The sequence below is a fragment of the Terrisporobacter othiniensis genome (genome assembly GCF_000808015.1).
Taxonomy (GTDB): domain Bacteria; phylum Bacillota; class Clostridia; order Peptostreptococcales; family Peptostreptococcaceae; genus Terrisporobacter; species Terrisporobacter muris.
The window spans coordinates 13,718-40,688 of sequence record NZ_JWHR01000031.1 but is presented as its reverse complement, the minus strand read 5'-3'; the positions used below and the strand labels follow the sequence as shown (position 1 = coordinate 40,688).

24 protein-coding genes are annotated in these 26,971 nt (G+C 29.0%); 2 read left to right on the top strand and 22 right to left on the bottom strand.

Annotated elements, in window-relative coordinates; genetic code table 11:
* Positions 1-87: 87 nt before the first annotated feature.
* From gatY to pfkB, 3 genes are all read right to left on the bottom strand, one after another.
* Positions 88-939 carry a tagatose-bisphosphate aldolase subunit GatY gene (gatY, locus tag QX51_RS02505; RefSeq protein WP_039678332.1) on the bottom strand — a complete coding sequence of 284 codons (852 nt, stop codon included), beginning with the start codon at positions 937-939 and terminating at the stop codon, positions 88-90.
* A 43-nt stretch (positions 940-982) separates the two neighbouring features.
* Entirely contained in the window at positions 983-2,152 is a 1,170-nt protein-coding gene (locus tag QX51_RS02500) for an SIS domain-containing protein (protein ID WP_039678331.1), read from the bottom strand.
* A gap of 225 nt (positions 2,153-2,377) precedes the next feature.
* A complete protein-coding gene (gene pfkB, locus QX51_RS02495) occupies positions 2,378-3,307 on the bottom strand; it encodes a 1-phosphofructokinase (RefSeq protein WP_039678330.1) in 930 nt (309 codons plus the stop codon).
* Positions 3,308-3,573: 266 nt separating this feature from the next.
* On the opposite strand from pfkB, the gene QX51_RS02490 reads away from it, so the two are divergent.
* Positions 3,574-4,299 carry a GntR family transcriptional regulator gene (locus tag QX51_RS02490; protein ID WP_039678329.1) on the top strand — a complete coding sequence of 242 codons (726 nt, stop codon included), beginning with the start codon at positions 3,574-3,576 and terminating at the stop codon, positions 4,297-4,299.
* Between the two features lie 173 nt (positions 4,300-4,472).
* Here QX51_RS02490 and QX51_RS02485 read toward each other — a convergent pair whose 3' ends face one another.
* The 18 genes from QX51_RS02485 to QX51_RS02405 all read right to left on the bottom strand — a co-directional run bounded on the left by QX51_RS02485 (position 4,473) and on the right by QX51_RS02405 (position 23,759).
* Positions 4,473-5,228, bottom strand: a complete 756-nt coding sequence (locus QX51_RS02485; RefSeq protein ID WP_039678328.1) for a GntR family transcriptional regulator — start codon at positions 5,226-5,228, stop codon at positions 4,473-4,475.
* Positions 5,229-5,306: 78 nt separating this feature from the next.
* The gene (locus QX51_RS02480; RefSeq protein ID WP_039678327.1) at positions 5,307-5,786 is read right to left on the bottom strand and encodes an LURP-one-related/scramblase family protein; all 480 of its coding nucleotides are present in this window, start codon (positions 5,784-5,786) and stop codon (positions 5,307-5,309) included.
* Positions 5,787-5,807: 21 nt separating this feature from the next.
* Complete coding sequence (locus QX51_RS02475) at positions 5,808-7,151, bottom strand: TldD/PmbA family protein (RefSeq protein WP_039678326.1); 1,344 nt, start codon at positions 7,149-7,151, stop codon at positions 5,808-5,810.
* Positions 7,152-8,543 carry a TldD/PmbA family protein gene (locus tag QX51_RS02470; RefSeq protein WP_039678325.1) on the bottom strand — a complete coding sequence of 464 codons (1,392 nt, stop codon included), beginning with the start codon at positions 8,541-8,543 and terminating at the stop codon, positions 7,152-7,154.
* Positions 8,544-8,698: 155 nt separating this feature from the next.
* Positions 8,699-9,352, bottom strand: coding sequence for an FMN-dependent NADH-azoreductase (locus tag QX51_RS02465; RefSeq protein ID WP_039678324.1), 654 nt, complete (start codon positions 9,350-9,352; stop codon positions 8,699-8,701).
* A gap of 172 nt (positions 9,353-9,524) precedes the next feature.
* Positions 9,525-10,379 (bottom strand): metallophosphoesterase, encoded by an 855-nt coding sequence (locus tag QX51_RS02460; protein WP_052232841.1) that lies wholly within the window; start codon positions 10,377-10,379, stop codon positions 9,525-9,527.
* A 4-nt stretch (positions 10,380-10,383) separates the two neighbouring features.
* Positions 10,384-10,725 (bottom strand): DUF6054 family protein, encoded by a 342-nt coding sequence (locus tag QX51_RS02455; RefSeq protein WP_039678323.1) that lies wholly within the window; start codon positions 10,723-10,725, stop codon positions 10,384-10,386.
* 100 nt (positions 10,726-10,825) lie between these two features.
* Complete coding sequence (locus QX51_RS02450) at positions 10,826-12,265, bottom strand: spore germination protein (protein ID WP_242842679.1); 1,440 nt, start codon at positions 12,263-12,265, stop codon at positions 10,826-10,828.
* Between the two features lie 222 nt (positions 12,266-12,487).
* Complete coding sequence (locus tag QX51_RS20520) at positions 12,488-12,634, bottom strand: hypothetical protein (protein ID WP_161791888.1); 147 nt, start codon at positions 12,632-12,634, stop codon at positions 12,488-12,490.
* Positions 12,635-12,783: 149 nt separating this feature from the next.
* Positions 12,784-13,755, bottom strand: a complete 972-nt coding sequence (locus QX51_RS02445) for a hypothetical protein (protein ID WP_039678322.1) — start codon at positions 13,753-13,755, stop codon at positions 12,784-12,786.
* A complete protein-coding gene (locus QX51_RS02440; RefSeq protein WP_039678321.1) occupies positions 13,739-13,972 on the bottom strand; it encodes a helix-turn-helix domain-containing protein in 234 nt (77 codons plus the stop codon). The genes QX51_RS02445 and QX51_RS02440 overlap by 17 nt, the downstream gene beginning before the upstream one ends.
* Positions 13,973-13,987: 15 nt before the next feature.
* Positions 13,988-14,947, bottom strand: a complete 960-nt coding sequence (locus QX51_RS02435; protein ID WP_039678320.1) for a hypothetical protein — start codon at positions 14,945-14,947, stop codon at positions 13,988-13,990.
* Between the two features lie 166 nt (positions 14,948-15,113).
* Positions 15,114-17,831, bottom strand: a complete 2,718-nt coding sequence (fdhF, locus tag QX51_RS02430; protein ID WP_082007786.1) for a formate dehydrogenase subunit alpha — start codon at positions 17,829-17,831, stop codon at positions 15,114-15,116.
* 15 nt (positions 17,832-17,846) lie between these two features.
* Positions 17,847-19,736 (bottom strand): NADH-quinone oxidoreductase subunit NuoF, encoded by a 1,890-nt coding sequence (locus QX51_RS02425; RefSeq protein ID WP_039678319.1) that lies wholly within the window; start codon positions 19,734-19,736, stop codon positions 17,847-17,849.
* A gap of 19 nt (positions 19,737-19,755) precedes the next feature.
* A complete protein-coding gene (locus QX51_RS02420; RefSeq protein ID WP_052232840.1) occupies positions 19,756-20,268 on the bottom strand; it encodes an NADH-quinone oxidoreductase subunit NuoE family protein in 513 nt (170 codons plus the stop codon).
* 365 nt (positions 20,269-20,633) lie between these two features.
* Positions 20,634-21,518: a YitT family protein gene (locus tag QX51_RS02415; protein ID WP_039678318.1), complete on the bottom strand. Its 885-nt coding sequence runs from the start codon at positions 21,516-21,518 to the stop codon at positions 20,634-20,636.
* 99 nt (positions 21,519-21,617) lie between these two features.
* On the bottom strand, positions 21,618-22,316 hold the full coding sequence (locus QX51_RS02410) for a GNAT family N-acetyltransferase (protein ID WP_074079052.1): 699 nt from the start codon (positions 22,314-22,316) through the stop codon (positions 21,618-21,620).
* Positions 22,317-22,442: 126 nt separating this feature from the next.
* Positions 22,443-23,759 (bottom strand): D-alanyl-D-alanine carboxypeptidase family protein, encoded by a 1,317-nt coding sequence (locus QX51_RS02405; protein ID WP_039678317.1) that lies wholly within the window; start codon positions 23,757-23,759, stop codon positions 22,443-22,445.
* Between the two features lie 333 nt (positions 23,760-24,092).
* Here QX51_RS02405 and QX51_RS02400 point away from each other — a divergent pair, with 333 nt between their 5' ends.
* A complete protein-coding gene (locus QX51_RS02400) occupies positions 24,093-25,244 on the top strand; it encodes an SLC13 family permease (RefSeq protein ID WP_152607201.1) in 1,152 nt (383 codons plus the stop codon).
* 47 nt (positions 25,245-25,291) lie between these two features.
* Here QX51_RS02400 and QX51_RS02395 read toward each other — a convergent pair whose 3' ends face one another.
* Entirely contained in the window at positions 25,292-26,950 is a 1,659-nt protein-coding gene (locus tag QX51_RS02395; RefSeq protein ID WP_039678316.1) for a hypothetical protein, read from the bottom strand.
* Positions 26,951-26,971: the final 21 nt, after the last annotated feature.

Below are 26,971 nucleotides of genomic sequence, written 5' to 3'. Positions count from 1 at the left end.
TATTCTCACAATAAAAGCTGATATTTTTCATCGTTTTTATGAAAAAACTATACCATTATCTTTATATAATAATATATGACTTGTTTTTTATGCTTTATCTATAGATCCACATACAGCAATTTTTTCTTTTACAAATTCTTTTACTGATTGACGTCCAGCCACTCCATATTTCTTTGGATCTATAACTTCAGGATCTTCTTTTAAAACTTTTTTAACCCCATTACTATATGCAATTCTTAATTCAGTTGCATAGTTAACTTTACTAATACCTCTTCTTATACTTTCTTTTATAATTTCATCAGGTATACCTGATCCTCCATGTAATACTAGTGGTATTGAGACTACCTTTTTAATTTCTGATAATCTATCTAAGTCTATTTTAGGCTCACCTTTATATAAACCGTGTGCTGTTCCTATAGCTATAGCTAATGAAGAAACTCCAGTTTTTTCGACAAACTCTTTTGCTTCTTGCGGATCTGTATGAGCACTCCCTTCTCCACCATCTAAGTCATCTTCCTTTCCACCAACTTTTCCAAGCTCTGCTTCTACTGGTACAAGAGATGGTTTACAAGCATCTACTACTGATTTAGATAAAGATATATTGTTTTCAAAACTTTCATGAGATCCATCTATCATTATTGATGTATATCCTGTTCTTAAAGCTTGCATTGCAAGCTCAAAACTTGAACCATGATCTAAATGCATTGCTACAGGTACTTTTGCTCTTTCTGCTGCAACTTTTGCATTTGCTAAATAGTAGTCAAGTCCTGCATATTTTACAGTAGATGGAGTAGTTTGTAATATAACTGGAGAGTTTAATTCCTCAGCAGCTTCTATAACAGCCATTACCATTTCTAAATTTTCTACATTAAAAGCTCCTACTGCATAATTTCCTTCTTGCGCTTTTTTAAACATTTCTGTTGTTGTTACTAATGACATATCGATTCCTCCCAAATTTATTTAAATATTACACTTCTACTTCCTACTTATCATACTCATGTATAATTACACCTTTTACTACTCTGTTTACTGTCCCTGTTGGTGATGGTGTATCTGGTTTATTGTTAACTTTTACTGATGTAAATAAAGATATAGTTTGCCCAAACAATATGTATGGGAATGCAAGATATACATCTGGTAATTCATTGTACTTATTTTCAAATCCAAATGTTTTTCCAGAGAAGTTATTTTCATTTTCTACTAATATTGCACAAGTAAGCTTTGCAATTTTATCTCCATTTATTTCCTCTAAAACATCTATATCATACTTCCTTGTATATTCATTATTAGATACAAATACAAATATAAGTGTATTTTCATCTATAAATGATTTTGGACCATGTCTGAATCCCATTGCTGAATCATATCCTGTAGCTATTTTCCCTGCTGTAAGTTCTAATAATTTTAACTGTGCTTCTTGTGTTAAGCCTCCTAGACCTCCTGACCCTAAATATACTACTCTATTAAAATCTTTATTTATTAATTCATGTATTTCATCTTTTCTATCTATTACGTTTCTTCCCATTTCTATTATTGCATCTATATATGCTTTTTCTATATCGCTGTCTAAGTTATCAAATATTAATATTGCTGATAACATCATACAAGTGAAGCTTCCTGTCATCGCAAAACCTTGATCATTTGATTTTGATGGCATCAATAATAAATAGTTATGTTCATCATTTTTAGTCATTTGAGCAAGCTTTCCTTCTGGAGCACAAGTTATTGCTAAATGATAAAAATCATCTACAATTTGTCTTCCTAAATTAAGTGCCGCTATACTTTCAGGACTATTTCCACTTCTTGCAAAAGAAACTAATAATGTTGGTACATCTTCTTTTAAATAATCATATGGATTAGAAACTATATCTGTAGTAGGTATTGATTCTATAATGCATTTTTTCATGTCATTTTTCTTCTTAAGGTAAGGAATTACTGAATTTCCTACATAAGCTGATGTTCCAGCACCTGTAAATATAACTCTAAATTGTCCATGTTTCTTTCCTATATTTTCTATAAAGTTATTTAAATTTTCTTTATTAGCTTTATATATTTCATATGCTTGTGCCCATAACTCAGGTTGTTGTTTTATTTCTGTTGTTGTTATTATTGCACCCAAATCTTTTAATTCTTGTTCTTCTAATTTAAACATTTCTCTTTTCCCCTTTTATATTTTAATTTAATCCTGGTAATGAGGTTATAACCACTTTTTCTGAAAAAAATAAAAAGAATATACATCATGGTCTGACTGCTTTCTTTTCATATTCAAGTTTATTTTATTTTTTAGTAAAAATTTATATTCTCTCAAGTGATAGTTACCACTTAATCGAATATAAATTATTTTTATTTTTTGTCACCACTAAAATATTTTATTGTATTAACTTAATTTTGTTACTTTAACTAAATCTTTGTATTTTTCAACTTCTTCTAAAATTACAAAACCGGTTTCTATATTAAGAGCATTACTTATACCACAAGCATTTGAAAGTTTAAGTAATTCTTCTATTTCATAACCTCTTAAAATACCTACACTAAATCCAGCTATTGTACTATCTCCACTACCTACAGTGTTCACAGCTTCTATTTTTGGTACCTTTGCTTCATATACTTCTTCTGCATTTAAGTAAATCATTCCATCTTTTCCCAAAGATATACATACATTTTCAGCTCCCATTTCAATAAGCTTTTTGCCTGCACTTATAACTTCATCTCTTGACTCAATATCTATGTTTAGTAATTGTTTTATTTCATCTGTGTTAGGTTTTATTAAATATGGCTTTGATTTTAATGCTACTTTTAATGCTTCTCCTGATGTATCCAATATGAATTTAACATTATTTTCTCTACATAGATTACCTATTTTCTCATAATAATCTAATGGTATGTTTTGACAATAACTACCTGAAGCCACTAGTATTTTAGTACTTTTCATTACTTCTTTTATATCATTTTCAAATTTTTCTAAATCACCATCTTCTAATATTGGTCCTTTTTCTAAAAATTCTGTACTTACCTTATCATCTGTAATTATATTTAAACAATTTCTAGTCTCTTGATTTATTTTTGTAAATTTATTTTTTATATCTAATTTTCTAAGTTCTTCTTTTATAAATTCTCCATTATATCCACCTAAAAATCCCATAGCTAAAGGTTCTTCTTGTAAAATTTTACATACTTTAGTTACATTTATACCCTTACCTCCAGCAGTTGCTTTTGCACTTACTACTCTTTGAACTTCACCTATATTCATACTACTTACTCTATACATTCTGTCTATAGATGGATTGAATGTTATTGTTGTTATCATACTTAATTCTCCCTTCACTAATTAATATTTTCCCTTTAGATAATAATAAATTAATATATAAAATCTAATAAATAACATTTTAACCAAGTGGTTATTACCACCTTGAATGTAACTCATTTTTTTTATTTTGTCAATACTATATACTTTTAGTATAAATTAATAGTATGGCATACTAAGTAATCCCTGTATTTTACTCATTGACATAAATAGTTATTTATTTTATAATTAAATGTGGTAATAACCACTTAGAGAGGATTATAATTTTTATGATAAACAGAAATGATAAAAGACCAATATACGATCAGCTTGTTGAAATACTAAGAAATAAAATTGAAAACGAGATGGAAGCAAATGATAGAATGCTATCAGAAAGAAGAATTTGTGATGAATATGGAGTCAGCAGAACTACAGTTAGATTAGCTATGGCTGATTTAGAACATATGGGCTATATATATAAAAGACATGGAAAGGGAACTTTTGTTTCTGCTCTTAATCAAAGTTCACAAAATTTAATGGACAGTTACAGCTTTACAGATCATATGAAATCACAAGGAAAAAAACCAAGTACAAAGGTATTATCATTTGAAGTAGTAGAAAGTACAAAATACTTTTCCGAAAAACTAGGTATAAAACCTGGAGAAAAAATGATAAAAATAGTGCGTCTAAGGCTGGCTGATAATATTCCTATGATGATTGAGAGAACATACCTACCTCTAAGACAATTTATAGGTTTGACAAAAGAAAAAGTTATTGAAAAACCTTTATACGAGATATTTAAAGAAGATTATGGAGAAATTATTAAAGTAGCTGATGAAGAGTTTTCTGCTGGAATAATATCTGACCAAGAGGCAGAATTATTAGATGTACCATTAGACTCAGCTTGTTTAAAACTACTTCGTACTACATACAATGATGACAATATAGTTATTGAGTTTACTCTAAGTGTTGCTAGAAGCGATAAATTTGTATATAAGATAAGACATATAAAATAATAATACTTACACAATAATATAGTTATAATTACTAAATTAGTATTCTCATATTAAACAAAGGGGCTATCGCACTAAAATATATAAACATCATATACAGTTATTTGATAAAATTAATTACTACTATATATGATGTTTAAAGTTCTTGGTACGACAGCCCATTTTTAAATATTTAATTATCCCATTAGTCTTTGTCTTATTATGTTAAATCTTATAAATGTAGTATCTATATACTCTTTTATATACATTACAGGCCTATCATTTTCATCAAAATTTATACCTTCTAAAAGCAAGAATGATTTTACTTTATCTTCACATTCAAATGGATTGTTTAATTCTTCATTTTCTACATTGGTTATAGTTTTAATTTCAACTTTGTCCCAACTTATACTTACACCAGCTTTATCTCTTAAAAATTTGAATATAGACTCATCATATCTATTTAAGTCATCACATTCATTTTCATTTTCCAACAAGCTTAGTGGAAAATAATCTACACAATAAGTACAAGGATTCTCATCTGCGTAAAAAATTTTCTTTACCGCTACTAAAGGTTCATTTTCTTTTATTTTCAATAAATTACTTAAATTAAAATCAGCATTTACTATTTCATATCCTAAAGCCTTTATGGATGATTTGTATCCACTACTTTCTATAATGTCAGTAAACTGCTTTACTGGATTAAGTTGTGCTTTCATTTTAAGAGCTTCACTATTTACAAACGTCCCTTTACCTTGTCTTCTAAAAATTACACCTTCTGATGCAAGCTCATTTAGTGCAGATCTTATTGTTATTCTACTTACACCTATAAGTTGAGCCATATTTTCTTCACTTGGAAGTTTTGTATCTTTTGATAAATCTAATGATTTTATATATTTATATATAGCATCTTTTACTTCATTAGTAAGAGATTTACTTTTTATTCGTTGCATTATGTATCCTCCAGCATATCAATTGATATTTTAAATTATACACTAAGTTATTCATTTAATCCAAGTAAAAAACTTTATCTAATTATTGTTCTTTTGCTTATCTATAATATTATCTATTATAACAACTAAAGCTAAAACAAAAGCTTCATCTTCAAAATCTATATCGATATAATAATTATCAGTAAATGAGAAAAACTCCTTAGTCACCTGAGCTATAAGTTCTCCACCTTTATATATTCCATAATTATAGTCAAAATAGTCACCTTTGATAGTTAAGTCTCCGTACTTACTAGTTACACTTAGTTTATCTTTGAAAAATGTAAGTTTTTGATTTACTTCAGCTACCACATTTCCATTTTCAAACATTTCGTAGTTTGACATAAAAGTAAGTAGCTTCTCTTTTACAGAATAAAGTACTCTGTTGTTTTTTAATATATCAAATTGTAAACCAAAAGTTAAGAATTTATTGTCTACAAAGTATACTTCTTCGTCATACTTATTTTTTATCCAAAAGTCCTCTTTTATTTTGAAGAATTTTGATTTCATGTAATATCTCATATTTTTCCCCTTTTATATTTCTTATTTTCCTGCTATAGAAAGTCCTGTTGCTATTACTGATGGTGAACCAACATTGCTCATTGGGAATTTTAAATCATTTCCTATAACTGTTATATTTTTTAATAAGTCAAAGTAGTTTCCTGCCAGTGTTATTTGCTCCACTGGGAAAGTTTTCTTACCATCTTTTACGTAGAATCCTTTAGCTGCAAGGGAGAAATCTCCACTTACTGTGTTTGCTCCTGAATGAAGTCCTGCTAAATCTGTAATGATTACACCTTCATTAATTTCTTCCATTAAATCTTGGAAAGATTTTTCTCCTGCTCTAAGATATAAATTACTTTCACTTACATTAACTGAAGAGGCATAAGATGCTTTAAACCCGTTTCCTGTAGATTTTACTCCTTGTTTATGAGCTGTTTTTAAGTTGTGAAGTAGAGTGTTTAATTTTCCTTCATGAACTAATTCTTTTGTGAAAGTTGCTACACCTTCATCGTCAAATGGTGCTGATGCTAAACCTCCATACATAAGTGGATCATCTACAATAGTAACAATTGGTGATGCTATCATTTGTCCTTCTTTTCCTTTTAAAAGTGAAAGACCTTTTTGAGCTGCATCTGCACTGAAAGTTCCTGCAAAAGTTTCTAGCAATTGAACCATGGCTTCATTGTATATGATTGTATTGTAACTTCCTGATGGAATGCTTTTTCCACCTAGTTTAGATAGTGCTTCTTCAACACCTTGGCCAGCCATTTCCTTTGGTTTAACTTCTTCTAAAGAGGATGCCACCACATAGCCTACACCGTCATTTTTTCCACTTTCATCTTCTACTACTGGTACTACATAAGAAGTTAGTATGTTGTCTTTGTTTGTAAGCTCCAATCCTTTACTATTGTAAATACCGTAGTTTGATGAAGAGTAAGAAATTTTACAGCCATTTATATTTACTACTTTGTCACTGTAGTTTTTAACTTCTTTTTCTAAATCTAATGCTAAATCTATCATTTTTGCTGGGTCTATATTTTCCAGTTCTTTTGAATAAGTTTTCACTTCACTATAAATTTTGTCTCCACCATATATGAAAGTTTCATCATCATTTTCAATTAAGTTGGCACTGTTTTTCGCACTGTTAATTAACATATCTACGGCAGCTTCATCTAAAATTTCAGTATATGAGTAACCCATTTTTCCATTTATCTTTCCTCTAAAAGAAAGTCCAAATGACTTAGCTAAGTTGTATTTTTCCACTTCTCCTTCATAAACACTTATGCTTATGCTTTCTCCATCACTAAAATAAATTTCACACTCATTAAATCCAGCCATTTCTGCTTTTTCAAATAATAAATTCTTAAATTCCAAAAAGTTCATTTATTCTTCACTCCTTCCACCAACTGTTATCTCTTTAACTCTTATCATAGGCTGACCTACGTTAGTTGGAATTGAGCCAGATGATGAACCACACATTCCTTGAGCCTGAGCTAAATTGTCTCCTACCATGTCTATATTCATAAGAACTTCACTACCTTTTCCTATAAGACTGGCACCTCTTACTGCTTCTTTTATCTCTCCGTTTTTTACCAAGTATCCTTCAGCCACAGCAAAGTTAAATTCTCCAGTTACAGGGTTAACAGATCCTCCGCCCATTTTCTTAGCATAAAGTCCGTTATCTATTGATTTAATAATATCCTCTACCTTATCAGTTCCTGGCGCTATAAATGTGTTTGTCATCCTAGAAGTTGGGGCAAATTTATAACTTTGTCTACGAGAACTTCCAGTAGGCGCTGTGTTCATTCTTCTTCCATTTAATTTGTCTACCATATATGCTTTTAGTATTCCATTTTCTATGAGTACATTTCTCTGAGTTGGAGTTCCTTCATCATCTATATTTGCTGAACCCCAGTGATTAGGTAGTGTTCCATCATCTATGGCAGTTACCTTAGTTGATGCTATTTGCTGACCTATTTTATCAGTAAATACCGAGTTTCCTTTTGCTACTGATGTTGCTTCAAGTGAGTGACCACAAGCCTCATGGAATATAACTCCCCCAAAACCGTTGTCTATGGCAACAGTCATTTTACCTGCTGGACAGTTTTTCGCATTTAGCATTGTGTATGCAACTCTTGACGCTTCTCTTCCATAATACTCTGGATCTATATTTTCAAATAGTTCAAACCCTTTGCAAGCTCCAGGTCCTTCATGACCAGTTTGATTTTCATTTCCTCTTGATGCTACTGAAGTTATGGAAAGTCTAGTTCTTACTCTTTTATCTTCTGTGTATAATCCTTCTGTATTGGCAATTAGCACATTTTGTTCTTTGTCTAAATAGTTTACACTTACTTGTGATATATCACTGCTGTAATCTTTTGCACTTTTATAAGCTGTTTTCATTACGTTTATTTTATGTTGGTAATCCACACTGTTTGGATTTAGTTTTATTGGGTTTATGTCAGTAGTTCTTTTACAGTTGTTTAGTACTATGACTTTTTCTTCCCCTGCACGACCTAAAGCTAGTGCTGCTTTATAGGCAGTGTCTAACATGGATTCAAGCGAGTTGTCATTAGTATAAGCGTAAACACTGTTGAACCCTTTGAAAATTCTTATTCCTATTCCGTAAGTTCTTCCCCCTAGGACGTTTTCTATTTTGCTATCTATAAGACTTAGGTTGTTATTTATGCAGTCTTCTTCAAATATTTCTGCAAAATCTCCACCTGTGATTAAACATTGTTCTAGCACTTTAATTGCTATTTGTTTTGAGATCATAGTATTCCTCCTGTTTTTTTGTATATGTATATTATACCAATTTTTGTAGAAGTTTTAACATATTTTAAAAGGGCGTTACAAAAATGTAACGCCCTTACTTATAATTATTTTGTTTTTGTAAACCTATTTATCTTTTATAAATTTACTTATATGGATTAAAATTCTAAACTATTAATCATATGGTCTATTTCATTCTCAGCTTTATTTATAGCAGCTTTTCTTTCTTCTTCTGTTGTTCCAGTATTATCTACTTTAATTTCGTGAACTTTTTTTATTCCCAGTGTTTTCATTATGCTTGATATATAATTTTCACCCTTGTCCATTATAGGATCTAGCAGTAAAGGTATATTTCCTCCAGCAGATTCAACATAAACTAAAGCTCTATACTTATCATTTAGCAACCCTTGTGGCTTTTTACCCTTTTCAAAAGTAATTGTCTTTCCAACTTGTACTACGCAGTCAATGTACTCTTTTAATGGTGCCGGAAAAGATAAACTCCACATAGGTGCAGCTATTACATACATGTCAGCACTTTTGAATTGTTCACATAAGTCTCTTATTATTTTTATTTCATCTTGGTCTTTTTGTGGTAATTTCTTTGCATCTTCTTCTTTTATTACACAATTTCTATCCTCAAAATATTGATATTCTAGTCTCGGAATATGATTTTTGTATAAATCAACTTCTTCAACTTTAAAATCTTTATTTTTTTCTAAAAACTTATTGATAAACGTTCTAGCGACAGTTTTACATGATGATAAGTGTTCTGGCTTTGAGTTAACACTTATATATAGTAATTTTTTCTCCATAGTTTACTCCTTCATTATTTTAATAAAAAATATTTTAAATCATTATTTTAATAGTTTTCCCTTATTACTCTATTTTATAATGTTTAGTTAAGTTTCTGGATGTAAAAACATATAAATTTAAGTGTAGACTACTCCATAACATCTTCCACTATTTCCAGCTGACACTCATTGTCTACTTACCAAGCTCCACTAAGACAAGTTCTGGTCTATTGAAAATTCTAAAAGGAAATACACTGTTTCCCAGTCCACAACTTAAAATCATAGTAGTATCTTCCTCTACAAACTCTCCTGAATCATATTTAGGGAAAAATCCTTGATCTGGTCCAATAATACCACCAACAAAAGGAAGTCTAATTTGCCCACCATGAACATGACCAGTGAAAACTAAGTCTACCTTGCATTTCTTATAAAGCCACATAAGTTCCGGTCTATGACTAAGTAAAATTTCAAAATCATTGTCCTTACTTACAGACTCCAAATATTTCTCTAATTCACTATAATCAGTACCCTCAATATAATTAGATGTTAAAAAATCAGGATCTTTTACACCAATTAAAGTAATAGAGTCCTCACCTTTTTGTATGTCTACGCTATCATTATCTAAAACTTTAACATTTTCACTTAATAAAGCTTTTTTTATTTCATCATAATGACCTGACCATGCTTCATGATTCCCAGATACATAATAAACTGGTGCAATATCTACTATTTGTTTAACTAAATCCATGGATTTTTCTAAATCGTATCTTCTTCTATCAATTAAATCACCAGTTATAACTATTATGTCTGGTTCACATTGTTTTATCTTCTTTACTACCAAACTTTGATTTTTACCAAACTGAGCATTATGAAAATCTGAGATTTGGAGTATTTTTAAGTTTTTGAAACTTGATGGAATTTTCTCATTTGTGTAACTGTATTTTGAAATTACTATGCTGTTATTTTCATAATATAAAAATAAACAACTTCCTATCAGTAAAACTAAAGTAATAATAACTGCTCTTTTTCTATTTTTAATAACTTTCATATTTTTATATTATATCCATTCTAAAAATTTCTCTAGGTAAAGATGTAAAACTTTCACTAGCACCCCAATCAAATTTGAAAAACATACCTTGTGCAGCGCCTCCACCAATAGAATGGACTTTCGTTTGGCCATCTAAATTATCCATCACTACAGTTAATGTAATTCTATTGCCTACTCGTTGGAAGTATTTTTCATAGACTATTAATATAGCCCCATTATCTTCGTTTCCTGTGATTACATGGTAGTCTATTTTCTCACCTGTTACACTTTGTCTGATTATGTTATCGTCTAGCTTTGATATTGCATCTCTAAGAGATAATTTGACTTTAAAATTATCTGAATTCAATTTTTTGTCCCCCTAATATAGTTTATAAGTTGATTATACATATATTTTTTGCAAAATAAAAGCTAGTCTTGTGACTAGCTTAAATCTTACAAAATTTCTTCTATTTTACAATCCTATTTTTTTCCTTAGATTTTATTGGTGTTCTAAATAATAAATGTTTTAATGCATTACTATCAAATGGATATAATGGGTAAATATACGATTGTCCCATTATAGTCTTGTTTGTAGCAAGTAGTATTAATACAATTATTAATCCTATTATAAGTCCCCATACTTTAAATAATGAGGTTAAAACTAATAAAAGTATCCTACATAGTTTTATTGCAAATCCCAACTCAATACTTGTTTGAGCAAATCCTCCTAAAGATACAATCGCTGTATATAATATGGTATCAGGAACAAACCATTCTGTTTTAATAGCAAAATCTCCAAGTATTAATGCTCCAACAACAGATAGTGACATTCCTAGGGCTCCTGGAGTGTTTAATGAAGCAAGTTTTAAGGCATCTACAGCTAACTCTAATAATAAAAACTGTATTATTAATGGTACTGCATAACCTTTTTCTGGTTCAATAAATTTTAGCCATAATGGAAGTCTATCAATGTATTCTATTAGCAATAAATATACGGGAGTCAAAATCAATGTAGTTAATAAAGTAAAATTTCTAACAAGTCTTAAGTAATTTCCAGTTATTATAGGTTGGTAATAATCATCAGCTTCTTGCATAAAATCAAGAATGCTTACTGGAACTACTATAATATTTGGCGACGTATCTATTAATATAAGTATCTTACCTTCTAATACGTGAGCTGATGCTACGTCTGGTCTTTGTGTAGTTTTTATTTTAGGAAATGGGTTATACCATTTTGATTTTGTTAGAGTTTCAACTAAGCTTTGGTCTCCCATTACTAATGCTCTTACATCAATGCTTTCTATTTTTTTCTTTATTAATTCAACATTATCTGTTTTTGCAAGTCCTTCTATGTAACCTATACACACATCGGTTTTAGATTTGTTACCTACATTCATCATCTCAAAAACTAAATTTTCATCTCTTACTCTTCTTCTTATAAGTGCTGTATTCATTACTAAAGTCTCAACAAATCCGTCTTTTGCACCTTTTAAGGTTTGCTCTTTTTGTGGTTCTTCAGGTCCCCTAGATGGATAAGTACGTACATCTAACATAACTGCTTCGTCTAATCCATCTATAATTATAGCCATAGGTCCAGATAGTACACCAGATACTATTTTATCAATTTCATTCTCTTTGTCTGCTTCAATATGAGCTATGTAGGAATTTATGAAATCTGTGATGTTATTTACTTTATCCATTTCTTCTTTTGTTATAGAAATGAATTTATTTAATATTCGCTCTGCAACTTCATCTTTCATAAACCCATCAACAAAGAATAGGTAAGCTTTCCTACCGCCAATATTTATTTCTCTTGAAACTAAGTCAAAACTTTTTTTAACTTTAAGTTTTGATAATATATTGGTATAGTTTTGATTTACGTTTTTAGTTAATTTAATATTAATCACCTCAATTCTTAATATATTTATTTTCTACTATTTACTTAAATATATGATTGAAATTTTATTATCCACAAAATAAAAGCTAGTCATTTGATTGACTAACTTTTTCTAATTATTATTCTGTTTTTGTAGTTAAATTTTACTTTGTAATTTTTATAAAAATATATACTATAAATAAAAAAGCTATAAAAAATAGATTACTTATATCTATAATTTATAGCTCCTACCTTATTCTTTATGATCTAATATTGTTTTTGAAGTATCTAAATCTTGATTTAAACATCTTTGACTATTTACTCTCTCTGAAACTAGTATCATTTTTAATAAATTACCTAACTCATCTTTTAAATTATTTAAAGATTTATTTAAACTCATATTATCACCTCAATACTATTTTACAGATTTTTTCCTAATTTTCTATAGAAATTTTTAAATTTTTTTCATATTTAAAATAGTTATACCCTATGATAATTATTACTTCAATTGCCAGAAGGTATAAAGTGGCTTATATTTTAATATATAACTTATTTTTTAATATATAAATTCTTAGGAATTACTATTCCATCCTCATTGGCATAGTTACAAAGGTGGTTAGTATCACTATCTATCTTATCTCTATCATAAACCCTACGTTTAACTATTTCTTTTCCATCCTTATCAACACAAGTTTCTTCTACTATTATATAAGCTGTATTTTTACTTATTTTAAATTTGTAGTCATTATCTTTGTGAACAATCGCTTTAGTATTTATAAGAGTATCATTGCTACTCATTTCTTTAATTCTTATACTTTTTACTTCATCTACTGACTCAATGCTTATTGTATAAGTGAATTTTTCACTTTTGCTCTTTGAATTATTGGCAGTTTTGCTATCACTACTTGCTGATACTGAGTAAGCTCCTTCATTTTCACCATCAGCATAAATATTATTACCATCTAAAATAGTATAATATTTTTTTCCTTCTTTAATTATGGGATTAGCTGAAATTATACCTTTAAACTTACTTGTAACATATATGGTTGCAGAGATTTTGCTTTCTTCAGAAGTTACGTTCATATCCGGTTCTGACACAGTATCTTCAGAAGTACTAATAATTTCTTTACCACTCTCTTCTGTATTAATATTAAGAGCAAGATTCATATTTTGAAATACACTATCACAGGCACCTCCCTTTACTCTATCATCTCCTTCTCCCTCTTCATGTAAGAAAATTGCATATCCCTCTAGATCTCCAAAGTTATATTTTCTAATATCTTTTTTAAATATATTCTCATCAAAAGTACCATAATATTTTTTATTTTCATCATCATAATTATACTCTTCACCATTGGAATCATCTTCTTTACCATCTAATTTATAAGTAATAAAAGCTCCACGTAAATTTTCCATTTCTTTATACTGACTATCTTCTTTTGCTAATTGGCATGCAGATAAACTAAATGCTCCACTTATTATTATAATTAAACTCAATATTTTCTTATTTATTTTCCTCATCATCTTCCCCCAATTTTCCATCAAATTTTAATATATCTCCCACATCACATTCCAAATAAAAACAAATCTTGTTTATAGTTTCAAATCTTACACCCTTTGCCTTTCCACTTCTCAGTATGGAAAGGTTAGCTTCTGTGATACCTATTATTTTTGCAAGCTCCTTAGATGTGATTTGCTTCTTTTTAAGTATTTCTTCTAAATGAACTTCTATGCCCATTTCATCCTCCTATTTTTAAATAATTGTATTGTTATCTTCGTACAAGTCTTTGTTTTCCTGAAAGTATTTGCACAAAATTATCCCCACAAAAGCAACTATCAAAGGTACAAAAGGTATACTTAAAAACATGTTGATTTCACTTATACTTGAAGTTAAAATTAGCTGTAAACCATTTATAAGCAAAGATGATATAACTGATAAATAGACAGTTGTTTTACCATATTCATATATTTTTCTTATGTTTTCTATTACATTTTCTCCATATTGATTCTCCCTAAAGTCATTGATAAGCTTTATTCCTGTAAAAATAACTGTCATGGACATTATTAGTGGTGCCACAGTTAAGGTATATTTTATAATGTAAAATACAAATTGAGGTTTGTTCATTTCACTTAAAACATTAAAAGTTCCAAAATAAAAAATCATTATAATGTCTGAAACTAAAAATAAAGTTAAAATTATTTGAAGACTTTTTAAAGATTTCTTCTTGTTGTTTTCTTCTTCGCATGATAGAGAAGTCAAAGAAAGTAGGACAAAATAACTGATTATTATGATGTAAAACATCATGGATATTGATAATTTCCCCATAGTTATAAATTCTGAAGTTCCATAGAATTCCTCTGGTAATAAGGAGTACAGCTCCATTGGATTTATAAATTGATAGATTGCGTATAATAAATAAACGCTTAATCCTATTAATATAGAATCCACATTTGTATTCTTGCCCTTTTTGTATTTGTAAAAACAAATGCTCCCTGGTATGGCAGAAATCATTATGTAGATTAATATCGCTACTAAATTCCCTACACTTGATGAAAGTGATAGTTTTCTTAGGTTATCTCCAATTATGTTAAATGGATAGTACATAATTTCCAAGCTACTCTTTGCATTTAAAACAAATAACATGATTATGCTAAGTATCAGTGATGATATAGCTGATATTATTAGTGTTCTTTTTATTTTTAATATATTCATAAGCCCCTCCATATTGGTAATTATTGTGAAACAATAATTTTAATATAATAGTATCAGCGAAATTATTGTTTTTCAATAATTTTTATAAAATTTAGGGGTAAAGTAAAAAACCGTATCACTTATTTGTGACACGGCTTTTCTAAATCTATTATTTATAATCCTAATTCTATAAAACTGCTTCAGTTTCTTTTACTTTTTCAATTTTTATTGCACAAACTTTATATTCTGGTGCTTTTGCAAACTTATCAAGAGCTGCATTAGTCAGCCAGTTAGCATTTCCATCTTGGAAGTGGAATGGCATCCAAGTTTCTCCTGGAGATACTTTTGTTCCAACACGTGCTGTAGTTTCTATTTGGCCACGTCTTGATGATACTTTTACTTTTTCTCCATCTTTTATTCCTAAACTTACTGCATCTTTTATATTCATTTCTATAAATGAAGATGATGCTATTTCATTCAATCCTTCTGTTCTACCAGTCATTGCTCTAGTTGTATAGTGATATAATATACGACCAGTCATTAATATTATTGGATATTCATCATCTGGTAATTCTACAGATGGAGTGTACTTAGCTGGATAGAAATATCCTAACCCTCTAACAAATTTGTCCACATGTAATATAGGTGTTCCTGGATGATTTTTATCTGTACATGGCCATTGTAAGCTTCCTTCTTTATCTAATCTATCATGACTTATACCTGCAAAACTTGGAGTAAGTGATGCTATTTCATCCATTATCTCAGCTGAAGTTAAATAAGGTTGATCATATCCCATACGATTCATTAAATCTGTAAATATATCAGTATCTAATCTCATTTCACCTTCTAATTCAACTGCTTTACGAACTCTTTGTACACGTCTTTCTGTATTAGAGAATGTACCTTCTTTTTCTGCATAACTAACTCCAGGTAATATAACATCTGCATATTTAGCAGTTTCAGTCATAAATAATTCACTCATAACAAAGAAATCTAAGCTTTCTAATGCTTTTATTATATGAGTAGTATCTGCATCAGTTACTACTGGATCTTCTCCAAATATGTAAAGACCTCTTACTTCTTTTTTGATTGCAGCTGGGAATACTTCTGTAGCCATTCTACCTACATTTGGATTTAATTTAGTATTCCATGCTTTCTCAAATTTAGCTAATACTTTTGGGTCAGTAACTTTTTGATATCCTGGGAAATCTCCTGGTAAAGCACCCATATCACAAGCACCTTGAACGTTATTTTGCCCACGAAGTGGATTAACTCCGCAACCTGGTCTACCTAATTTACCAACTAACATGGCCATATTAGACATAGACATAACACCTTCTGTTCCACTTGTATGTTCAGTAACTCCTAAGCAATATATGATAGGTGCCTTATCAGCTTTTGCATACATTATAGCTGCGTCTCTTAAGTCTTCTTCACTAATGTTACATATTTCAGATACTTTTTTAGGAGTATATTCTTTAACTAATTCTTTTATTTCATCATAACCTTCTGTACGAGAATTGATAAAGTCCATATCTTGAAGTCCTTCTTCAATTATTACGTTCATGATACCGTTTGCAAAAGCAACGTTTGTACCTGGCTTAATTTTTATATGTATATCAGCTTTCTTAGCTAAATCTATGTCACGAGGGTCAACTACTATTAATTTACATCCTCTTTGAACTGCTTGTCTTATTTGCATTCCTATAACTGGATGTGCTTCTTCTGGGTTAGAACCAACTAACATTATTACATCTGGTTCTTTAGTTATATCTTCTATTGTGTTTGTCATTGCTCCTGAGCCTACTGTTATCGCAAGACCTGCGACAGATGGGGAATGTCAAACACGGGCGCAGTTGTCTATGCTATTTGTTCCAAAAACACAACGTACCATTTTTTGCATCATATAAATATCTTCATTTGTTGAACGAGAACATGCAAATCCTGCTAATGATTCCGGTCCATATTCTTTCTTTATTTCTGTAAATTTACTTGCCACTAAATCTAGTGCTTCATCCCAAGTAGCTCTTTCAAATTCTCCTGTTTCATGATTTTTTATTAAAGGATATTTTATTCTATCTTCTGAATGAACAAAGTCAAAACTTCCACTACGTCCTTTAACACATAATAAACCTTTATTTGATCTTCCATCAGCTGCTTTTACATCAACTATTTTATTATCTTTAACTAGTAGCTTGTATTGGCATCCTGTTCCACAGTGAGGACAAGTTGTTAAAACTTCTTTATCTATTTGGTAAGGGCGATAATTTTTTCTTCTTTTCATAGTTAACGCACCTGTTGGACATGCTTCAACACAGTTACCACATGATTCACAATTTGTTTTTCTCCAATCTTCATCAAATGGAGTTCCTATTACTGAAGTGAATCCTCTTTGCATAGTATCTATAGCACCACGACCAACTATTTTATGGCAAGTATTTACACATCTATGACATAAAACACAAAGATTTGGGTTATATGTAAAAAATGGATTTGTGTCATCTATTGGTAAATCAACACTTTCACCTTCAAAAGTAGTTTTTTCTACACCATATTCATAACATAAGTCTTGTAATTTACAATCTCCATTTGATGCACATGAAAAACAATCTGTTTTATGATTAGATAAAAGCATATCTAAAACATTTCTTCTAGCTTTTATTACCTTTTCACTTTTAGTAGATACTACTAAATTTTCTGAAACTTGTGCAGTACATGCTGTATCCATCTTTGTTCTACCGTTACTTTCCATCTCTACCATACACATTCTACAAGAACCATCTGGTAATAAATCTTTTATATAACATAAAGTAGGAATTTCTATACCCGCTTGCTCAGCTGCATTTAATATTGTAGTTCCTTTTGCAACTTCTACTACTTTATTATCTATCGTTAAACGTACCATAATTATGCTCCCCTCCTAATCTACATATATTGCATCAAATTTACATCCATCTACGCAAGTACCACATTTTATACATTTTTCTAAATCAATAACATGAGCTTCTTTTTTAGCCCCTTTTATGGCATCTACTGGACAATTTCTAGCACATTTTGTACAACCAACACATTTACTTGAATCAATCTTAAATAATTTTAATGCTTCACAAGTATGAGACTTACATTTTTTATCTACAATATGTTCTTCATACTCTTTACGGAATATTTTTAATGTACTTATAACTGGTAATGGAGCACTTTTTCCTAATCCACATAAGGACATGTTTTTAACTGTATTTGCAACTTCTTCTAACTTATCTAAATCTTCTAATGTTCCTTTTCCCGCTATAATTTTTTCTAATATTTCTAGCATACGTTTTGTCCCAACTCTACAAGGTGTACATTTACCACAACTTTCTCTCTGAGTGAAACTCATAAAGAAACGAGCAACTTCAACCATACAAGTATTTTCATCCATAACTACTAGACCACCAGAACCAACTATTGCATCAAATTTCTTAACTGAATCGAAATCCAGCTTTTGATCTAAGTGTTTTTCAACTAGACATCCACCAGATGGTCCCCCTATTTGAACACCTTTAAATGGAACATCATTCTTCATTCCTCCGCCTATATCATATATAATTTCACGAAGAGTAGTTCCCATTGGTACCTCTATTAATCCTGTATTCTTTACACTTCCAGTAAGGGCAAACGCTTTTGTGCCAGGACTACCTTCAGTTCCTATTTGTGTAAACCACTCACCACCATTAGCTATTATCATTGGTATATTGGCATAAGTCTCAACATTATTTAATACTGTTGGTTTATCAAATAAACCTTTTTCTACTGTACGAGGTGGTTTTACTCTTGGCATACCACGGTTACCTTCTATTGATGCAGTAAGTGCACTACCTTCACCACATACAAATGCTCCTGCACCTTTGTTTATATGCATACGTAAATTAAAGTCAGTACCTAAAATATTTTTACCTAATACTCCAAGTTCTTCTGCTTGAGCTATAGCTATTTCCAAACGTCTTACTGCTAAAGGATATTCTGCACGAACATAAATATATGCATCTTCGGCACCTACTAAGTAAGCTGCTATTATCATACCTTCAAGCATCTTGTTTGGGTCACCTTCCATAATACTTCTATCCATGAAAGCACCTGGATCACCCTCATCACCATTACATACTACGTATTTAACTTTTTCAGGCTGTCTTGCAACTTGCTCCCATTTCTTGCCTGTTGGGAATCCTGCTCCACCACGTCCTCTTAAGTTTGATTTTTTAATTTCTTCAATGGCTGTTTCTTTATCCATTTCGAATAGCACTTTTTCTAACGCTTCGTATCCTCCCACAGCTATGTATTCTTCTATATTTTCTGCATCTATATGACCACAGTTTTTAAGAACTAAACGAGTTTGTTTTTCATAAAAAGGAATAGATTCTTGACTTTGATAAATTTTTCCGTTTTGTGTATATAGTAATCTTTCTATTACCTCTTTGTTGCATATAGTTTTGTTATAAATTTCATCACAATCTTCAGGCTTAACTTTTACATATAATATATCTAGAGGCTCTATTCTCATTAAAGGTCCCATTTCGCAGAATCCATGACAACCACTTTTCTTAATTTCTGGATGAGGTACCTCTTCTTCAAATTTAATTTCTATATTTTCATCATTTTTAACTAATTCACTCAAGTTATCATATATATCTTGTGCTCCACCAGCTATACATCCAGTACCAGCACATATTAATACTCGTATAGGAATTGAGTTAATTCTATCTTTTGCTCTTTTTCTAAGATCTTGCAATGCTTCTTTTGAACTTATTCTATCTTTCAAAAATTCTAATGACATTTGTAATCTCCCCTTACTCTTATATTAAATCTTCTTCTGGTTCTAATTGTTGTTGTTTTTCTTCTTCTTTTATTAATTCAATTATTTCTTCTGCTTTTGCTGGGGTCATACTTGGATATACTTTATCATTAATAGTCATAACTGGTGCAAGACCACAAGCACCTAAGCATGATACTGTTTCTAAAGTAAATAATCTGTCATCAGAAGTGTGTTTTTCTTCATTTAAATCTAGGATTTTTGTAATTGCATCTTTGACTGGTATTGATTTACGTACGTGACAAGCTGTTCCATCACATATTTTTATAACATATTTTCCTTTTTCTTCAAAAGAAAAGTTTTCATAGAATGTTGCTACACTGTATGCCTTAGACAAAGGTATTTGTAGTTTGTCTGCAACGTATATTAACAATTCCCCTGGTAAATAACGATATTCATCTTGAATATCCTGCATTATAGGAATTAATGAACTAGGTTTATTGCCATGGTGTTCAATAATTCCATCAGTCTTTTTGTAGTAAGACTCTTCTAACATTTATTTTCCCCCTCTAACCTATGTTTTTTATCACAAAAGTAATATAATATGATATAAATTCAAATGCTCTACTATAATAATAATACTTTCTAACATTTTTTTCCATAGTTGTATACTATATTCTAAATATTCCATTATTTTTTTATTAAACAATATTTTGTAAACATAAAAAATCATATGGTATCTAACTTTGAAAATCACTAAAATATCTTTAAAATAGGTTTCTAGTAATATTCCATATCCTCAACTTTTTAATTCATACATTAGCTATTTTCAAATATCATATGTTAGATAAAAAAATAAAGATACTTAAAAATGATTTTTTAAGCATTTTTAAGTATCTTCTTATCTCAAAAATATATTATTTAATTAATCTTACATTCACTAATATTTTGGAATCTAGATCCACTAGTAGAGTACACCGATGTTATATGAGTAATTTCCACAAATGCCTCTGTGTCAATCTCAGCAATTTTACTCTTTATCTGTACTAATTGCTTAGGTGAAACGGTAGATGATATTTTAATTTTTACTTCTCCTGTGTATCCTCCAACTACCTCATATAAGGTAACTCCTCTGCCTAAACTTAATATATAGTCTCTTATTCCTTCATATTTTGGTGTTATTACTTCCAATCTATAAAGTTTGGTTCCCCATTCACAAGCTACATAATCAAGTAGTTTTGTACATATAACATGATTTATTATTGCGTATAATACCACTTCTCCCCCTAATACAAAGTAAGAAGCAACAATGGTTAATCCATTTATAACCATTAACAGCTCTGCTAGAGTTGCATATTTAAAAACTGTTTTTTGAAGAATTTTTGATAGTGTATCTGTTCCTCCAAAAGTATATCCTTTTCTATACAACATTCCAGAACCTACTCCAGATATAACACCAAAATATATTGTAGCCAACATTACATTATTACTAGGAAAAATCAAATTAATTTTGTCAAATACTAATATTAAATTAGGATAAATTAAAGTAACTACTATTATTCTTACTACATCTTTCTTTCCTAAAAATTTATAAGCTAAAATTAAAGTTATAATTGAAAATAAATAATATATATATGTATACCTTACATTAATAAGTTTCTCTAAAACTATAGCTATCCCTTGATATCCACTGGTTGCAAGGCCTGCAGGTTCAAGTATGCCTGCTAAGGCGTAGGCATTTAATAAACATCCTATTATTATATAGCCTAAATCTGTAACTTTACTTTTATCCATTATCTTGCCCATTTTTATCCCTCACTTAATTTATTTTCTACTCCCTAGAGACTAGGATAATAAATGATATGCACCTCGTCAAGATTAAATAATTAATTATCAAACTTCATATTATAATTTATTTTTCCTTCTCTTTTTACTTTTATTTTTCTTACTGTTTTTTTTAATTTTTTCACTTTCTTCACTTTTACTTTTATATAAATTATTTATAAAATTAGGTAAAAAAGTTTTTTTCATATTCGAATATTCATCCCTATTTAGTTCATATCTGTGGCACACTGGAAGAACCTTATTTGGCTTATAAGTCTTTATCAATGTAAAATTTAACTTTTCAACACAACTAGTGCTATATTTATTTTCTTCATATATAAGCCCAACCAATTTATCCACTTTAGAAAACTCAAAACTTGATATTATGGCAACCAAAGCCAACTCCGTAGAAAAATCATTTCCCCAATATTTAGGATTTATACAAATACCTAGCTCACCCTCTTTTGATTTAGGATTAACATTATTAAATCCCACATTTCCTATTACTCTATTATCTTTTTTATAATAAACAGCATAATTTCCTATTTTTCCCTTTTTATAATTATTGATAAAATATGACTGTATAAACTTTTTACTACTATTTATATCTTTATGAGCATTGAAAGGTAAATATTTAACTACAATTTCCTGAGAAAGATATTCATATACATCCTCTGCATCAGAAATATTAAAAGGTCTAAATATAAATCTAGGAGTTTCTATAATTTTCATCTGAGAATATATTGAATCTGAAATTTTATATCCAAATATATCATCCATAAGTTCTCCCCCCTAAAAAATAATAGTACTCGTATAAGTATATTATGATAAAAATTCCCTCCAAATAAAAAAGGAATGCTTAAGCACTCCTTTTTTGTGTAGTCATTAAATTTTATAATAATATAATTATCTTCTATTCTTATTATGTTTGTGTCTATTCTTATTTCTTCTCCTCATTCTTTTTCTTCTTAAATTTCTTAACCTAATACAATATGCTATTATAAAAAGCACTATTAAAGCTATTAATATAAATATAATAAATGATCCTGAGTAAATTTTAAGTAAATCAAATTTACTTAAATCAACTTTTCCACTTATTTTTGATGAATAATTAGGTAAAGTAAAGTTCAATTCTATCTCTTTATTTGCAAGCTTCCAGGCATTTTTATTTTCATTATTGTATTCTATTCTTGCATTTTCATTGTTAATATCATTTTTATAATACATGACATCTTCTGTTGCTATAACTGGAACTGTCATGCTCTTTTTAGGTCCAATAATTCCGTATTTTCTGTACCCAAGCTCAATTTTGGCAACTTCTTCTCCTGCTTTTTTAAATATTTGCTTTTTGGATGAATAACCATAGTCGGCTATGATTTTTGTATCATTAAATACATTTGTGCCATCTATGCCATATTCAGAGCTTAGGGCTACAGTAACTAAATTTCTTCCTTCTCTTTGGAAGAAACCAACAAAACAATGACCAGCTTGAACTTCATTACCTGTTTTTCCACCTACATTGCCATATTGACCAAGGATTTTATTTCTTAATGTAATTGGTACAGCTTCTCCTCCTATATTAATAATTATATCTTGATTTTGCTCTGATATAATTTCTCTAATCCATTGGTTTTCGTAAGCTTCTTTTGCTATTATTGCCATATCGTAAGCTGTTGATATATTAATTTCTTTATTCTCTGGATCTATGGCATTACTTTCTAAACCACATGGATTTACTACATATGTATCTTTTAGACCTAGGGATTTTACTTTATTGTTCATTAGTTTTACAAAATCCTTGTAGTTTCCTGATACAGCATCTGCCATTAGATATGCAGCATCATTGGCAGAATAAATCATAACAGCTTTCATAAGGTCATCACTTGGAATTTTGTCACCCACATTGATTTTTTTCAAATTATTAAGTGCCGTTTGTGTAGTTTTAAGTGCATCTTCTGTAAATGAAATCATTTCTCCTCTAGAAATATTTTCTGCATAAATTAAGGAAGTTAATAGTTTTATTGTGCTCGCTACTGGTCTTTGAGTCTTGGCATTTTTTGATGCAATAATTTCTCCTGTATCCATATCCATAACAATTGCTGATTGTGCAATTATGCCAGGTATATCACCTGTACTTGTTAATGCATTTGATACACTGTTTAAAGATGTGCATATTACTAATAAAATAGTTAAAATAAATGTACTAAAATACTTATTTTTCATTTAAAACCTCTTTTCTATTTTGTATTACTAGTTGTCACTATAAAATTTCTTAATTGAAATTAATTTTGTTATGTTAATTGAAAACAATGTAATAATTATACCATGGTTTTACATAATTTGTTAACAACTATGTTATGCCCTACCTTACTGCTATTTTAGTTAATAAATATCTTTTATCATTTATGTTATAAGTCAAATTTTTATCTAGTATTGTAGTATTTATTTTAATCACGCCTTCTAATAACCTATTTTTCAATAATAAAATTTCTCATATTGATATATATACTTTTATAATGTAAAATTAATAAGACAAAATTCATATTGGGAGGAAAGATGAGCGAAAATATCTATTCACAAATTGAGATAATAAAAGACTCAAAAAAGAAAAATGCTTTTATAGAATTTCTAAAAAAGGAATCTGTTTTAGTTATAGCTCTATCATTAGCTACAATAAGTTGCTTTATTGCAACTCCAAAATTATCATATATTGATTTTAAAGTGCTTATATTATTATTTAATCTTATGATTGTAGTAGCTGCTTTTAAGGAGCTTTCTGTCTTAGATAGTATAGCAATTAGCTTATTGAAAAAATGTAAATCATATAGGGCAATATCTACCATTTTAGTATTTATTACTTTTATATCTGCCATGATAGTCACTAACGATGTGGCACTTTTAACTTTTGTACCACTAAGTATAGTTGTCGCTAGAAAAGCTAATATTAATGTTTTAAAAATAGTAATATTTCAAACTCTAGCTGCAAATTTAGGAAGTAGTTTTACTCCTATGGGTAATCCTCAGAACTTATTTATATATTCTTTTTATAATTTAAAACCAGTGGATTTCTTTGTAATAACTGGACCTATTTTACTATTATCTATTGCCTTTTTACTATTATTAATAAATAGAGATAAAAAAATGGATTTAAGCATTGATTTGAAAGATGTTAAAATAGATAATAAAAATCATATATTTATATTTACAGTATTATTTTTAATAATTTTATTATCTGTGTTTCATTTAATTGATTATAAGCTTACTTTTGTAGTAACAGTTTTAACTGTTTTAGTTTTAAATAAGAAGTTATTTTCTCAGGTAGATTTTTCTTTGTTAATTACTTTTATAGGTTTTTTCATATTTGTGGGAAATATTTCTACTTTAGATAGTGTTGAAACTTTTATGGAAAGCCTACTTAAAAGTGGAAAATCCACTTTTATAACTTCTATTTTATCAAGTCAAGTTATTAGTAATGTTCCTGCTACTATGCTTTTATCTGGATTTACAGATCATGTAAAAGCTTTACTCCTAGGCGCAAATATTGGTGGTATGGGGACTTTAATCGCTTCTCTTGCCAGTGTTATTTCTTACAAAATTTATAGTAGTGAGTTTGAAGGAGTTAATGATAAATATTTAAAAGCATTTACTTTCTATAATGTTTTAGGACTTCTTATAATAACACCTTTAGCTTATTTATTTTTAATTTAATATACTAAAAAATCCATCTTTTCATTAAGATGGATTTTTCACTTTAATTATTGAGTAAACTGTGTAATATTTTGTGAAACCCCATAAAACTCTCCATACTCACTTATGTCTATATTGCATTTACCGTTTTGTAAGTCTAAAGTTATATTACTACTGCAGTCCACCACATTTAGAGGATAATATAGATAGTAGAAAAAATCTCCGTATTCTTGGAATACATAATGAGATAAAGTGTACTCAAGTTTTACATTCAAAGTTTTGAAATCCTCATATTTTTGAAAAATATCCATTTCTATATAATAAGATTCTCCTGGCATAAGTATATTGGAGTTTTTATTATTATTTGTATCAAATATATGTGTTTCATAAGGTACATTTAAAACTAGAGGCACATCACTTTTATTTTCCATTTCAAATTGTAACTTTGAATTATTTTTATCTAAATATAGTTTTTCTATTTTAATATTCACATTGTCACTGCTTTTTTCTTCGTTAATATTAATTACTTTCTCATAATATTTTTCATCTTTAGGAAGAGTTTCTACAATATTATTTTCCTTTTGATCATTTAAATAAGGGTCGTCTTCTTCGTAGTTATAATCTTCGTTGAAAACATAACTACTATTATATTCTGCATAATCTTTAACTAAAATATATCCCCTATAAAATATCAAAGCTACAACCGCAAATCTTGTGATAAAACTAAATAAAATCTTCTTATTATTTATTCTTCGTGCAGATATCATATTTACAGTAATAGGGCTTTTTGAAAAAATACCATGAACTACTTCCATTGTGTCCATTTCAGAAAGTCCGCAACTATCCTCTGATATAATTTTGATTTCTCTTTTGTGATTAAAATCAGTTAAAGTTAGTTCATAATATATTCTTTTTCTTGTATAGCTTGATGGAATATCTGATAAATCTATACTTCCCCTTCTATTTCTGTGCTTAGTTTTTTCTATTACACCTGTACATTTTCCTGTAATTACTGTATATAATCCAAATACTGACTCTATGATTATAGTAAAATGCTTTATTATAAAGTATAAAAAGAAAATATTAAATAAGGATTTACCCATAAATAATAAAACAAAAGCTAGTGTTGATATGAATAGTGTAAATGAAGAAATAATTATATTGTAAATTCTGTATTTAAATGAAACTCTCTCTCTACCATTAAACCATATTTTTCTTCTCCACCATCTTGTATCTACATAATCATCAACATCAATGGCAGATATTTTTTTCAACCACTCAATCTTTCTATTACATATGTAAGATTTAAAATAAATCATTTTACCATAAAAAATAAATAAAACTAATATATTTAATAATAAACAATTATATATAATCTGACTGTTGTAACTTTTTATTATTAGATATATTGAAAATAAAATGGTTATTCCTATAAATATTTTATATTTTAATAACTTCCTATTTACAACTTTTAGCTTATTTTCATCTTCACTTATTTCTAAATCTCTTCCTTCAATTATCACTCCACCACATACAAAACCTATAAATAACATATTAAATAGTATTTGTTCTATTGATAAGTTGCTTTGCATTATATTTGAGTTAATTGAGTTTCCATTACTAAATATGCCTAAGTTTTCTGCAACTTCTATTGTTTCCATAAGATATATTACAAATAGTATATATAACATATTTATTAAAGAATTTACTGAATGTTTTTTGTTCATCTCTCCTCCATAAAAGTACAT

Excerpts from the sequence above, each read along its gene's own strand:
- QX51_RS02405 (WP_039678317.1), bottom strand. The coding sequence starts at position 23,759 with ATGAAAAATAAGTATTTTAGTACATTTATTTTAACTATTTTATTAGTA.
- QX51_RS02490 (WP_039678329.1), top strand. The coding sequence starts at position 3,574 with ATGATAAACAGAAATGATAAAAGACCAATATACGATCAGCTTGTTGAA.
- QX51_RS02480 (WP_039678327.1), bottom strand. The coding sequence starts at position 5,786 with ATGAGATATTACATGAAATCAAAATTCTTCAAAATAAAAGAGGACTTT.
- pfkB (WP_039678330.1), bottom strand. The coding sequence starts at position 3,307 with ATGATAACAACAATAACATTCAATCCATCTATAGACAGAATGTATAGA.
- QX51_RS02425 (WP_039678319.1), bottom strand. The coding sequence starts at position 19,736 with ATGTCATTAGAATTTTTGAAAGATAGAATAAGTTCAAAAGAAGCATTG.
- QX51_RS02470 (WP_039678325.1), bottom strand. The coding sequence starts at position 8,543 with ATGATCTCAAAACAAATAGCAATTAAAGTGCTAGAACAATGTTTAATC.
- QX51_RS02440 (WP_039678321.1), bottom strand. The coding sequence starts at position 13,972 with ATGGGCATAGAAGTTCATTTAGAAGAAATACTTAAAAAGAAGCAAATC.
- QX51_RS02435 (WP_039678320.1), bottom strand. The coding sequence starts at position 14,947 with ATGAATATATTAAAAATAAAAAGAACACTAATAATATCAGCTATATCA.
- QX51_RS02420 (WP_052232840.1), bottom strand. The coding sequence starts at position 20,268 with ATGTTAGAAGAGTCTTACTACAAAAAGACTGATGGAATTATTGAACAC.
- QX51_RS02445 (WP_039678322.1), bottom strand. The coding sequence starts at position 13,755 with ATGAGGAAAATAAATAAGAAAATATTGAGTTTAATTATAATAATAAGT.
- gatY (WP_039678332.1), bottom strand. The coding sequence starts at position 939 with ATGTCATTAGTAACAACAACAGAAATGTTTAAAAAAGCGCAAGAAGGA.
- QX51_RS02460 (WP_052232841.1), bottom strand. The coding sequence starts at position 10,379 with ATGAAAGTTATTAAAAATAGAAAAAGAGCAGTTATTATTACTTTAGTT.
- QX51_RS02415 (WP_039678318.1), bottom strand. The coding sequence starts at position 21,518 with ATGGGCAAGATAATGGATAAAAGTAAAGTTACAGATTTAGGCTATATA.
- QX51_RS02395 (WP_039678316.1), bottom strand. The coding sequence starts at position 26,950 with ATGAACAAAAAACATTCAGTAAATTCTTTAATAAATATGTTATATATA.
- QX51_RS20520 (WP_161791888.1), bottom strand. The coding sequence starts at position 12,634 with ATGAGTTTAAATAAATCTTTAAATAATTTAAAAGATGAGTTAGGTAAT.
- QX51_RS02475 (WP_039678326.1), bottom strand. The coding sequence starts at position 7,151 with ATGAACTTTTTGGAATTTAAGAATTTATTATTTGAAAAAGCAGAAATG.
- QX51_RS02410 (WP_074079052.1), bottom strand. The coding sequence starts at position 22,316 with ATGGATGATATATTTGGATATAAAATTTCAGATTCAATATATTCTCAG.
- QX51_RS02400 (WP_152607201.1), top strand. The coding sequence starts at position 24,093 with ATGAGCGAAAATATCTATTCACAAATTGAGATAATAAAAGACTCAAAA.
- QX51_RS02465 (WP_039678324.1), bottom strand. The coding sequence starts at position 9,352 with ATGGAGAAAAAATTACTATATATAAGTGTTAACTCAAAGCCAGAACAC.
- QX51_RS02500 (WP_039678331.1), bottom strand. The coding sequence starts at position 2,152 with ATGTTTAAATTAGAAGAACAAGAATTAAAAGATTTGGGTGCAATAATA.
- QX51_RS02485 (WP_039678328.1), bottom strand. The coding sequence starts at position 5,228 with ATGCAACGAATAAAAAGTAAATCTCTTACTAATGAAGTAAAAGATGCT.